Genomic DNA, 12,685 nt, shown 5'->3' on the forward strand with positions numbered 1-12,685 from the left:
GCAGGTGGTTGACCTGCTCGCCCGCGTGCATGAAGGCGGCGGCGCCAAGGCGCAAGAACGCCATACCTCGCGCGGCAAACTGCTGCCGCGTGAACGCATCAACCGTTTGCTCGACCCCGGCTCCGCCTTTCTCGAAGTCGGCCAACTGGCCGCCCATGAGGTCTATGGCGAAGACGTTCCCGCCGCAGGGGTAATCGCCGGCATCGGTCGCGTTGAAGGCGTGGAGTGCATGATTCTGGCCAACGACGCCACGGTCAAAGGCGGCAGCTACTACCCGCTCACGGTAAAAAAACACCTGCGCGCACAAACCATCGCCAAGGAAAACCGCCTGCCGTGCATCTACCTGGTGGACTCCGGCGGCGCCAACCTGCCGCGCCAGGATGAAGTATTCCCCGACCGCGAACACTTCGGCCGAATCTTCTTTAATCAAGCGAATATGAGCGCCATGGGCATTCCACAAATCGCCGTGGTCATGGGCTCGTGCACCGCTGGCGGCGCCTATGTGCCGGCGATGTCGGACGAAACCATCATGGTGCGCAACCAAGCCACCATCTTTCTCGCCGGGCCGCCGTTGGTGCGCGCGGCAACAGGTGAAGTGGTCAGCGCCGAAGACCTCGGCGGCGCCGATGTGCATTGCAAAACCTCCGGCGTCGCCGATCACTATGCCGAGGACGATGAACACGCCCTGGCCCTGGCGCGGCGCTGCATCAGCAACCTCAACTGGCGCAAACAAGGGCATCTCAATAGCCGCCCGGTACAGGCACCGCTGTATGCCAGCGACGAGCTATACGGCGTGATTCCGGCCGACGCCAAACAGCCGTTCGATGTCCGCGAAGTCATCGCCCGCCTGGTGGACGGCTCGCAGTTCGACGAATTCAAAGCGCTGTTTGGCAGCACCCTGGTTTGCGGCTTTGCCCACCTCAACGGCTACCCGCTGGCGATCATCGCCAACAACGGCATTCTCTTCGCCGAGTCGGCGCAAAAAGGCGCGCACTTTATCGAGCTGGCCTGCCAGCGCGGTATTCCCCTACTGTTTTTGCAAAACATCACCGGCTTTATGGTCGGGCAAAAATACGAAGCCGGCGGGATCGCCAAGCACGGCGCCAAGCTGGTCACTGCGGTGGCCTGCGCCAAGGTGCCGAAATTTACCGTGATCATTGGCGGCAGTTTTGGTGCCGGTAACTACGGCATGTGCGGCCGCGCTTACGACCCACGCTTTTTGTGGATGTGGCCGAACGCGCGCATCGGCGTCATGGGTGGCGAACAAGCGGCCGGGGTGCTGGCGCAGGTTAAGCGCGAGCAGGCCGAGCGCAGTGGCCAGCAACTGAGCGCCGAGGAAGAAGCGGCGATTAAACAGCCGATCCTTGCCCAGTACGAGCAGCAGGGCCACCCCTACTACTCCAGCGCGCGGCTGTGGGATGACGGCGTCATCGACCCGGCGCAAACCCGCGAAATATTGGCCCTGGCGTTATCCGCCAGCTTGAACGCGCCGATCGAGCCGACCCAATTTGGCGTGTTCCGGATGTAACCCGGCTGCCCTGACGAGACTTCTGCCATGACCGACTTCACCACGCTTGAGCTGGATATCAGCGCCAACGGCATCGCCACCCTGTGGCTGAACCGCCCGGAGAAAAACAACGCCTTTAATGCCGAGATGATCCGCGAACTGATCCTCGCCCTGGACATTATCAAGGCCGACCGCAGCCTGCGTTTTATGCTGCTGCGCGGCCGTGGCAAACACTTCTGCGCTGGCGCCGACCTCGCATGGATGCAGCAATCGGCTACCCTCGACTACAACGCCAACCTTAACGATGCCCGTGAGCTGGCTGAACTGATGCACAGCCTGTATCACCTTAAAATTCCCACCCTGGCCGTGGTGCAAGGCGCAGCCTTTGGCGGCGCCCTGGGGCTGATCAGTTGCTGCGATATGGCCATTGCTGCGCGCGATGCGCAGTTCAGCCTGTCGGAAGTGCGCATCGGCCTGGCCCCAGCGGTGATCAGCCCGTTTGTGGTGCAGGCCATCGGCGAACGCGCGGCACGCCGCTATGCCCTTACCGCCGAGCGCTTTGACGGCGAGCGCGCGCAACAGCTGGGTCTGCTCGCTGAGTGCTATGCGCCTGAGCAGCTGGAAAGTGAGGTCAGTAAGTGGACCGCCAACCTGTTGCTCAACAGCCCGCAGGCCATGCAGGCGAGCAAACAGTTGCTGCACGAAGTGGGCAGTGGCGTGCTCACCCCAGCCCTGCGCCGCTACACCGAGAACGCCATCGCCCGCATCCGCGTCAGTGCCGAGGGGCAAGAAGGCCTTAACGCCTTTCTGCAAAAACGCACGCCGTCCTGGCAGGAGCCGCAGTCATGATCAGCCGTCTACTCATCGCCAACCGTGGCGAAATTGCCTGCCGCGTCATGCGCACCGCCAAGGCCCTGGGCATTAGCACCGTGGCCGTGCACAGCGCCATCGACCGCGAGGCACGCCATGTGCGCGAGGCGGATATCGCCGTCGACCTCGGCGGCGCCAAGCCCGGCGAAAGTTACCTGTTGGTGGACAAACTGATCGCCGCCGCCCAGGCCAGCGGCGCCCAGGCTATCCACCCTGGCTATGGCTTTCTCTCAGAAAACGCCGGCTTTGCTCGCGCCATTGAAGCGGCCGGGCTGATCTTCCTCGGCCCGCCCGCCTCCGCCATCGACGCCATGGGCAGTAAATCTGCGGCCAAAGCGCTGATGGAAAAAGCCGGCGTACCGCTGGTGCCCGGCTACCACGGCGATGCGCAAGATATCGCAACCTTCCGCGACGCCGCCGCGCGCATCGGCTACCCGGTGCTGCTTAAAGCCACGGCCGGTGGCGGCGGCAAAGGTATGAAGGTGGTCGAGCAGGAAAGCGAATTGGCCGAGGCCTTGGCGTCGGCGCAGCGTGAGGCGTTGTCGTCGTTTGGCAACAGCCAGATGCTGGTGGAAAAGTACGTGCTCAAACCCCGCCACGTGGAAATCCAAGTATTTGCCGACAGCCACGGCCACTGCCTGTACCTGAACGAACGTGACTGCTCGATTCAGCGCCGCCACCAGAAAGTAGTCGAAGAAGCCCCCGCCCCAGGCCTGAGCCCGGAACTGCGCCGCGCCATGGGCGAAGCGGCGGTAAAAGCCGCGCAAGCCATCGGCTATGTTGGCGCCGGCACGGTGGAGTTTTTGCTCGACGCTCGTGGCGACTTTTTCTTTATGGAAATGAACACGCGCCTGCAGGTGGAACACCCGGTCACCGAGGCCATTACCGGCCTGGATCTGGTCGCCTGGCAAATCCGCGTGGCCCGTGGCGAAGCCTTGCCACTGACCCAGGAACAGGTGCCGTTGATTGGCCATGCCATCGAAGTGCGCCTGTATGCCGAAGACCCCGCCAACGACTTTCTGCCGGCCACCGGCACCCTGCAGCTGTACCGCGAATCGGCGCATGGCCTGGGCCGGCGGGTAGACAGCGGCGTGGCCGAGGGCGACCAGGTGTCGCCGTTCTACGACCCGATGCTGGGCAAGTTGATTGCCTGGGGCGACAACCGCGAAGAAGCGCGTCTGCGCCTGCTGGCCATGCTGGGCGAATTTGCCGTCGGCGGGGTGAAAACCAACTTGGCGTTTTTGCAACGTATCCTTGCCCATCCGGCCTTTGCCGCCGCTGAGTTGGATACCGGGTTTATTCCCCGCTACCAGGAGCAACTGCTGCCCGCCCCTAGCGACTTGCCGGAAGCCTTTTGGCAACTGGCGGCCCGCGCCTGGCAACTGACCCAAGCGCCGCGTCAGCGTGACGACGACCCGCACTCAGCGTGGGCCAGCAGCAGCGGTTTTCGCGCCGGGCTGCCGGCGGAAACCGATCTACACCTAAGCAGCGGCGGCGAACAGCACGTGGTTCGTCTGCGCGGCGGCGACAGCAGTGTGCAACGGCGCGGCGATTACTTGCTGGTGGATGCCAACGGTCTGCGCAGCCAACATTTGGCCATTCGCCAAGGCGCCATCCTGTACCTGCACTGGAACAATGAGCTGCACGCCGTGCAGCTGTTCGACCCGATTGCCGCCGCCGACGCCAGCCACGCCCACCATGGCGGGCTGACGGCGCCCATGAACGGCAGTATCGTGCGCGTGCTGGTTGCAGCCGGGCAACGCGTGCAAGCCGGAACACCGCTGGTGGTGCTGGAGGCGATGAAAATGGAACACAGCATTCGCGCGCCTCAGGATGGCGTGGTGAAAGCCTTGTACTGCAGCGAAGGCGAAATGGTGCCCGAGGGCAGTGTATTGGTGGAGTTGGAGTAGCGTCCTCCTGGGCCCCCGCCTTCGCGGGGGCGACGAGGCTTTTCGAACCATCACCGTCATTCCCGCGTAGGCGGGAATCCAGAATTATCAACGCAACGAAGATCTGACTGTTGGAGACTGCCATGCCCCTGCCCCATCACGTCCGCTTGGTCGAAGTCGGCCCGCGTGACGGTTTGCAAAACGAGAAACAGGCCATCAGCGTGGCGGCCAAGGTGCAGTTGGTAGATCAGCTATCTGCCGCGGGCCTCGGTTATATCGAAGTCGGCAGCTTTGTATCGCCTAAATGGGTGCCGCAAATGGCTGGCTCGGCTGAGGTGTTTGCGCAGATCCAACGCCTGCCTGGCGTGACCTACGGCGCACTGACGCCGAATCTCAAAGGCCTGGAAGCCGCGATTGAAGCGGGGGTTACCGAGGTGGCTGTATTTGCCGCGGCGTCCGAGGCGTTCTCGCAAAAAAACATCAACTGCTCGATCAGCGAAAGCTTGGCGCGTTTCCAGCCGGTAATGGAGCTGGCCAAACAACAGCAGATCACCGTGCGCGGTTATGTCTCCTGCGTGCTTGGCTGCCCCTATGAAGGCGACGTGGCGCCGGAGCAAGTCGCCATGGTGGCGCGCGAGCTATTTGCCATGGGCTGCTACGAGGTTTCTTTGGGCGACACCATTGGTACTGGTACGCCGGCCAGCACGCGAACGATGTTTGACGTGGTTGGCCGTGATATCCCGCGCGACAAACTCGCCGGGCATTTCCACGACACCTACGGCCAAGCGCTGGTAAATATCTACGCCAGCCTGCAAGAAGGCATCGCCGTGTTTGATAGCTCGGTCGCAGGCCTGGGCGGCTGCCCGTATGCCAAGGGCGCCACCGGCAATATCGCCACCGAAGATGTGTTGTACATGCTTAATGGCATGGGCATCAGCACCGGCATCGACATGGGTAAATTGATTACCGCCGGCCAAGGGATTTGCGAGGTGTTGGGCAAGGCCAATGGCTCACGGGCTGCTAGGGCTTTTCTTGCCAAACAATAGAATTGCCGTATCCGCACGCTACCGTGCAAACACCGCCCCTCACCCTAGCCCTCTCCTCCCCAAAGGGGCGAGGGAACTGATCGCGCCGGCCGGGTAGCTCCCCTCTCCCGCTTGCGGGAGAGGGGCCGGGGGTGAGGGAAGGCGTTATGGCGCAACCGGCGGTGTATAGGTCAAGGTCGTCCCCAACGCCCACAACAAGAACAGCACCAGCGGCGCATGCACCAACAGCTGCACAAATGAAAAGCCAATCAAATCCCGCGCCCGCAGCCCCAATACGCCCAGTAGCGGCAGCATATAAAACGGGTTGATCAGATTCGGCAGCGCCTCAGCGGCGTTGTAAATCTGCACCGCCCAACCACGGTGGTATTGCAGTTCATTGGCCACCTGCATCACGTAGGGCGCCTCGATAATCCACTTGCCGCCGCCCGAGGGAATAAAGAACCCCAGCACCGCCGAGTACGTGCCCATCAGCAAGGCATAGGTGTCATGCGAGGCGATCTGCACAAAAAAGGTGGAAATATGGTGCGCCACGGTCTGGCCGTCGCTGCCGTTGACGGTGGTCATAATGGCGGCGATGGAGCCATACAACGGAAATTGAATCAGCACGCCCGTGGTGGTCGGCACGGCGCGGGCCACCGCATCCAGAAAACTGCGCGGCCGCCAGTGCAGCAATGCACCGACCATCAAGAACAACAGGTTGTAGGTGTTAAGCCCGGAGATAGCGACAATCGCTGGTTTGCTGGCGAACTCCTGGGCCAGCCAACCGGCAGCGAGCAATACCAGCACAATAATCAGCAGCGGGCTGTGTTCCAGCCACTCACCAGGGCGAGTCGGTTTCTCCAACTTGGTCACGGTAAAGCTTGGGTCAACGCCACAGGCTTTGGCATCCCGCGCGCTGCTGGCACTCGGCGCGGTGATATAGGCAATCACCAGCGACACCACCACTAAGGCCAGCAGCAAAACGCCGGATTGCCAGAGAAAAATCGTCTCGGTGAACGGAATAACGCCGGTAATCGCCAAGATTGAAGGCGGCAAACTGGTGGGGTTGGCTTGCAGTTGCGCGGCTGAAGACGACAGCCCCAACGCCCACACCGCACCCAGCCCCAAATATGCGGCGGCGCCGGCGGCGCGGTAGTCCATATGCAGCTCTTCCCGACGCGCCAGGGCACGTACCAGCAGGCCACCAAATACCAGGCTCAAGCCCCAGTTGAGCAACGACGCCGACATGGAAATCAACGCCACCCAGGCTACCGCCTGCCGGCCGTTTTTCGGCACCCGCGCCAACACGTCAATCAAGCGCGACGCTGGCGCGGAGCTGGCCACCACATAGCCGCCGATCACCACAAAGGCCATCTGCATGGTGAACGGAATCAAACTCCAGAAGCCGTCGCCAAAAGCCTTAGCCGCCTGCGCTGGCGGTGCGCCCATGGCCAGCACGGCCAGCGTCACCAGCAACACCGCCAAGGTGGCGAACACCCAGGAATCGGGAAACCAGCGCTCCGCCCAATTGGAACAGCGCATCGCGAACCGCGCGAAGGCGCTTTTTTCTACCTGCGTATTCATGGTCAAACCCCGCGTTTATTGTTGTTCGACAGGTCTGCGGCGCGCGCAAGAGCGCAGCGGCGGCCTATGGTGGTAGTGCCGCTACCGCCCATTAAGTTCCGACTGGATAAATTGCATTTTCCGCAGCATTGATCAGAACCCTCAATCAATGCCCACAGGCAGCCGCCGAGCATTTCTGGCACGCTGGCAACCTCTCCCACACAAGGCCATCGCCCCATGAAAGACGCCAACAACCTCAAGGACTACCGGCAGGTACGCCAACTGGCGATCCGTTCGTTGTTCGAGATTGTTGAGCAGTCCAGCGAGGGCACGGTGATCGTCGATAAAGAGGCGCGCATCGTCTGGATGAACGAGCGCTACGCCAAGCGCTACGGCCAGGCCAGCGCCAAAGCGGCGGTGGGGCAAGAAGTGGAAAAAGTCATCCCCGGCAGCCTGATGCGCCAGGTAGCCGAGACCGGCGAACCGATTTTGCTGGATATGCTCGACACCCCCAATGGCCCGCTGGTGGTAATGCGTTTGCCCATTCACGATGCGGCCGGCAAGGTAATTGGCGCCATCGGCTTTGCCCTGTTCGACCAAGTCACGCGCCTGGCACCGCTGGTCACGCGCTTTAGCCAAATTCAACAGGAGCTGGCCTCCACCCGCTCGCTGCTGCAAGCGCGCCAAGCCAAGTACAGCTTCTCGCACTTTATTGGCACCAGCGCCCGCAGCCTGGAGGTCAAACGCCATGCGCGGCGTGGCGCCAGCAGTGAATCACCGATTTTGCTGCTGGGCGAAACCGGCACAGGCAAAGAGCTGCTCGCCCACGCCATTCACAGCGCCAGCGCGCGGGCGCACCGGGCGTTTGTCAGCGTCAACTGTGCGGCCATTCCAGAGAACCTGCTGGAGGCCGAATTCTTCGGCACCGCGCCCGGCGCTTTTACCGGCGCCGATCGCAAAGGCCGCTCCGGCAAGCTGCAACTGGCCGAAGGCGGCACGCTGTTTCTGGATGAAATTGGCGATATGCCGCTCGCGTTGCAAAGCAAATTGCTGCGCGTGTTGCAGGAAAAAGAATACGAACCGGTGGGCTCCAACCAAATGCTGCGCAGCGATATCCGCCTGATCGCCGCCACCTCACTGGACCTGGAAAACGCGGTAGCTGCTGGACGTTTCCGTGCCGACTTGTACTACCGCCTAAACGTATTACCGATCCAAGTGCCACCGCTGCGCGAACGCCTCGACGACCTGCCGGCGCTGTGCGATGCGATTCTGGACGAGCTGTTGATGAGCGATGGCCGCGGGCATTTCGAACTGGCCGGCGATGCCCTTGCCCTGCTCGCTAGCCATGCCTGGCCGGGCAATATTCGCGAATTGAGGAATGTGCTGGAGCGTGCGGCATTGCTGAGTGACGAACCGCTGCTCAATGCCGCGGCACTGCGCACGGCCATTGGCCGGCTGAGCCCGTTACCAGCGGGTGTGGCAACGAAGATGACGGGGGATCAGGACTTCTACAGCGCCCGTGCGGCGTTTGAGCGGCAGCTGATTGAACAGAGCCTGGCGGCGCATAACGGCAATGTGGTGGAAGCCGCCAAACGCCTAGGGCTGGGGCGCTCGACGTTGTACAAAAAGATGGTGGCGTTGGGCATTAGCGGGGACTGATAACGCCATCCTCCCAACACCGTCGTCCCTGCGCAGGCAGGGACCCAGAATTTCCAGCCCGACTCATTTTCCTGCACCACTCTGGATTCCCGCCTACGCGGGAATGACGGTGTGAGGTGGAAGAGCACCAGCGCCAGCAACACCGTCGTCCCCGCGCAGGCGGGGACCCAGAATCGCCAGCCCTACTCATTTTCCTGCACCACTCTGGTTTCTCGCCTACGCGGGAATGACGGTGTGAGGTGGAAGAGCACTAGCGCCAGAAACACCGTCGTCCCCGCGCAGGCGGACACCCAGAATCGCCAGCCCTACGCGTTTTCCTGCACCACTCTGGTGTCTCGCCTACGCGGGAATGACGGTGTGAGATGGAAGAGCACTGGCGCCAGCAACACCGTCGTCCCTGCGCAGGCAGGGACCCAGAATTGCCAGCCCTACTCATTTTCCTGCACCACTCTGGATTCCCGCATGCGCGGGAATGACGGAGGGTATTGGCGACCGGTGTTAAACCTTCAACAACCGATCACGCATTTTCTGGATCTCGTCGCGCATCTGCGCCGCCGCTTCGAATTCCAGGTCGCGGGCCAGTTGGTACATCTTCTCTTCCAACTGGCGAATGCGTTTGTTGATCTCACTCGGCGAACGCAATTCCGCTTCGTAACGGGCACTCTCCTCCGCCGCTTTGGCCATGCCTTTGCGTTTTTTGCTGCCGGAGCCCGGCACTACGGCACCTTCGAGAATGTCTTGAATGTCCTTTTTCACCCCTTTTGGGGTAATGCCGTTGGCCAGGTTAAAGGCGATCTGTTTGTCACGCCGCCGTTCGGTTTCGCCGATGGCGCGCTCCATGGAGCCGGTTATACGGTCGGCATACAGAATCGCCCGGCCGTTGAGGTTACGCGCGGCGCGGCCAATGGTTTGGATCAGCGAACGCTCAGAGCGCAGGAAGCCTTCTTTGTCGGCATCCAGAATCGCCACCAACGACACTTCCGGCATGTCCAAACCTTCGCGCAGCAGGTTGATGCCGACCAGCACATCAAAGGCGCCAATGCGCAGGTCGCGGATAATTTCCACGCGTTCCACGGTGTCGATGTCCGAGTGCAGGTAGCGCACGCGCACGCCGTGGTCGGCCAGGTAGTCGGTAAGGTCTTCGGACATCCGTTTGGTCAGAGTGGTGACCAACACACGTTCTTCCAGCTCGACGCGCTTTTTGATTTCCGAAAGCAGGTCGTCCACCTGGGTGGTGGCTGGGCGCACTTCAATTTGCGGGTCGACCAGGCCGGTCGGCCGCACCACTTGTTCAACCACGCGGCCGGCGTGCTCGGTTTCATAGTTACCGGGCGTGGCGGAAACAAAGATGGTTTGCGGGCTGATGGACTCCCACTCGTCAAAACGCATCGGCCGGTTATCCAGTGCCGACGGCAGGCGGAAGCCGTACTCCACCAGTGTTTCTTTGCGTGAGCGGTCGCCTTTGTACATGGCGCCGACCTGCGGCACGCTGACGTGGGACTCGTCGATCACCAGCAGGGCGTTGGCCGGCAGGTAGTCGAACAGGGTTGGCGGCGCCTCGCCTGAGCCGCGGCCGGAGAGGTAGCGGGAGTAGTTTTCGATGCCGTTGCAGTAGCCCAGCTCAACGATCATTTCGATATCGAAACGGGTGCGTTGCTCCAGGCGTTGCGCTTCCACCAGCTTGTTATTAGCGCGCAGGTAGTCCAGGCGCTCCTTGAGCTCGACCTTGATGTTCTCCACGGCGCTGAGCAGGTTTTCCCGCGGCGTCACGTAGTGGCTTTTCGGGTACAGGGTGTAACGCGGCAACTTGCGCAGCACCTCGCCGGTCAGCGGGTCGAAGGAGGCGATATTTTCAATCTCTTCGTCAAACAGCTCGACGCGAATGGCTTCCAGGTCCGATTCCGCCGGGAAGATATCAATCACATCGCCGCGTACGCGAAAGGTGGCGCGGGCAAAGTCGATATCGTTGCGGGTGTATTGCAGGTCGGCCAGGCGGCGCAATAGCTCGCGCTGGTCCATGCGGTCGCCACGGTCCAGGTGCAGAACCATTTTCAGGTACGACTGCGGGTCGCCCAGGCCGTAGATGCACGACACGGTGGTGACGATGATGGCGTCGGAGCGTTCCAGCAGCGCCTTAGTGGCGGAGAGGCGCATCTGTTCGATATGGTCGTTGATCGAGGCGTCTTTCTCGATAAAGGTGTCCGAGGACGGCACATAGGCCTCGGGCTGGTAGTAGTCGTAGTAGGAGACGAAATATTCCACCGAGTTATTCGGAAAGAAGCTCTTGAACTCGCCATACAACTGCGCGGCCAGGGTTTTGTTTGGCGCCAGCACCAAGGTCGGGCGCTGCACCTGAGAAATCACATTGGCAATGGAAAAGGTCTTGCCCGAGCCGGTTACCCCCAGCAAGGTTTGGTGCGACAGCCCGGCTTCCAGGCCTTCAACCAATTGTCGAATGGCTTCCGGTTGATCGCCGGCTGGCTGGAAACGGGTCACCAATTGAAACTTCGACATCATTACCTCGACAAAATGGCTGTGACGCGGGGCAAAACCTTGCGTCAAACCCGGTGAAATGAGTGCAGACGTTATCGCCGCACTCAACCTTGGTCGCTATACTAGCGGCCCACTTGCGCAACCCCTAGCACCTGCGTTGCAAGGCGGTTGTTTTGGTTTACCACCCTCTTCTTCGAGCTCCCGCATCATGAGTTTGTTCTCTGCCGTCGAAATGGCTCCGCGCGACCCAATCCTTGGCCTCAATGAAGCATTCAATGCCGACACCCGTACCACCAAGGTCAACCTTGGCGTCGGCGTGTACACCAACGAAGAGGGTCGAATTCCCTTGCTGCGCGCCGTGGCCAAAGCAGAACAAGCGCGCATTGAGGCCCATGCACCACGTGGGTACTTGCCAATCGAAGGCATTGCCGCCTACGACCAGGCCGTGCAAAAACTGATTTTCGGTGCTGACTCCCATCTGCTGGCCGAAGGCCGCGTGGTTACCACCCAGGCTCTCGGTGGCACTGGCGCACTGAAAGTCGGTGCAGATTTCATCAAGCGTCTGCTGCCAGACGCCGTGGTCGCCATCAGCGACCCAAGCTGGGAAAACCACCGCGCCCTGTTTGAATCGGCCGGTTTCCCGGTACAGAACTATCGCTACTACGACGCCACCACCCACGGCGTAAACCGTGCCGGCCTGCTGGAAGACTTGAAAGCCCTGCCCGCTCGCTCGGTCGTGGTGCTGCACGCCTGCTGCCATAACCCGACTGGCGTAGACCTGAACACCGAAGACTGGCTGAACATTCTTGAAGTACTGAAAGAGCGCGAGCATGTGCCCTTCCTCGACATCGCCTACCAAGGTTTTGGCGACGGTATAGAAGAAGACGCCGCAGCGGTCCGTCTGTTCGCTAAATCGGGGCTGACCTTCTTTGTTTCAAGCTCGTTCTCGAAATCCTTCTCGCTGTATGGCGAGCGTGTCGGTGCATTGTCCATCGTCACCGAATCGAAAGAACACGCCGCCAAGGTGCTTTCGCAAGTTAAACGCGTGATCCGCACCAACTACTCCAACCCACCGACCCACGGCGCCACCGTGGTCGCTACCGTGCTCAACAGCCCGGAACTGCGTGCCCTGTGGGAAGAAGAACTGGGCGAAATGCGCAGCCGTATTCGCGACATGCGCGTGGCTTTTGTCGAGCAACTGGCCGCCCTTGGCGCCAAGCGCGACTTCAGCTTTGTAGCCCAGCAGCGCGGCATGTTCTCCTACTCCGGCCTCAGCGCCGAACAGGTTGAACGGCTGAAGAGCGAATTCGGCATTTACGCCGTCAGCACCGGACGTATCTGCGTCGCCGCACTGAACAACAGCAACCTCAGCGCAGTGACCAAGGCTATCGCCAGCGTCCTCTGAAAAACCAAAAGGGAAGCCGGCTAATGCTTGACTTCCCCTTTTGAATCAGTAGGATACGCACCGTTGTCGCAAGACAGCTGTTCCGCGATAGCTCAGTTGGTAGAGCAAGTGACTGTTAATCACTGGGTCCCTGGTTCGAGTCCAGGTCGTGGAGCCAACTTCAAAGCCTCAGTTCCGACTGGGGCTTTTTTATGCGTATAGAACAGCACGCTTTCTTTCTCGTAGGGTGTGCTGTGCGCACCAGCGATTTCGCTGCTACCGCCTTGGTGCGCAC

General features: G+C 61.1%; 8 protein-coding genes and 1 tRNA gene. 7 read left to right on the forward strand and 2 right to left on the reverse strand.

The features are described 5' to 3' along the window. The 4 genes from AAAB16_RS15065 to AAAB16_RS15080 form a co-directional block, all read left to right on the forward strand. A partial coding sequence (locus AAAB16_RS15065) for a carboxyl transferase domain-containing protein (protein ID WP_340664049.1) occupies positions 1 to 1,528 on the forward strand: 1,528 nt, incomplete at its 5' end. A 27-nt stretch (positions 1,529 to 1,555) separates the two neighbouring features. Then, positions 1,556 to 2,356: a gamma-carboxygeranoyl-CoA hydratase gene (locus AAAB16_RS15070; protein ID WP_340664050.1), complete on the forward strand. Its 801-nt coding sequence runs from the start codon at positions 1,556 to 1,558 to the stop codon at positions 2,354 to 2,356. After that, positions 2,353 to 4,287, forward strand: a complete 1,935-nt coding sequence (locus AAAB16_RS15075; protein WP_340664051.1) for an acetyl/propionyl/methylcrotonyl-CoA carboxylase subunit alpha — start codon at positions 2,353 to 2,355, stop codon at positions 4,285 to 4,287. Before AAAB16_RS15070 ends, AAAB16_RS15075 begins: the two co-directional genes overlap by 4 nt. 122 nt (positions 4,288 to 4,409) lie before the next feature. Beyond that, positions 4,410 to 5,312 (forward strand): hydroxymethylglutaryl-CoA lyase, encoded by a 903-nt coding sequence (locus AAAB16_RS15080; RefSeq protein ID WP_340664052.1) that lies wholly within the window; start codon positions 4,410 to 4,412, stop codon positions 5,310 to 5,312. Between the two features lie 144 nt (positions 5,313 to 5,456). Here AAAB16_RS15080 and AAAB16_RS15085 read toward each other — a convergent pair whose 3' ends face one another. Further along, positions 5,457 to 6,875, reverse strand: coding sequence for a TIGR00366 family protein (locus AAAB16_RS15085; RefSeq protein WP_340664053.1), 1,419 nt, complete (start codon positions 6,873 to 6,875; stop codon positions 5,457 to 5,459). Between the two features lie 216 nt (positions 6,876 to 7,091). Here AAAB16_RS15085 and AAAB16_RS15090 point away from each other — a divergent pair, with 216 nt between their 5' ends. Next, complete coding sequence (locus tag AAAB16_RS15090; RefSeq protein WP_340664054.1) at positions 7,092 to 8,513, forward strand: sigma 54-interacting transcriptional regulator; 1,422 nt, start codon at positions 7,092 to 7,094, stop codon at positions 8,511 to 8,513. A gap of 498 nt (positions 8,514 to 9,011) precedes the next feature. On the opposite strand, the gene uvrB is transcribed toward AAAB16_RS15090, so the two are convergent. Next, positions 9,012 to 11,027, reverse strand: a complete 2,016-nt coding sequence (gene uvrB / locus AAAB16_RS15095; protein WP_340664055.1) for an excinuclease ABC subunit UvrB — start codon at positions 11,025 to 11,027, stop codon at positions 9,012 to 9,014. Between the two features lie 187 nt (positions 11,028 to 11,214). On the opposite strand from uvrB, the gene AAAB16_RS15100 reads away from it, so the two are divergent. Then, positions 11,215 to 12,411 (forward strand): amino acid aminotransferase, encoded by a 1,197-nt coding sequence (locus tag AAAB16_RS15100; protein ID WP_340664056.1) that lies wholly within the window; start codon positions 11,215 to 11,217, stop codon positions 12,409 to 12,411. Positions 12,412 to 12,492: 81 nt separating this feature from the next. After that, positions 12,493 to 12,568: transfer RNA gene (locus AAAB16_RS15105), tRNA-Asn, on the forward strand. Positions 12,569 to 12,685 lie beyond the last annotated feature (117 nt).

This window comes from Pseudomonas sp., from assembly GCF_037994325.1.
Taxonomy (GTDB): Bacteria; Pseudomonadota; Gammaproteobacteria; order Pseudomonadales; family Pseudomonadaceae; genus Aquipseudomonas.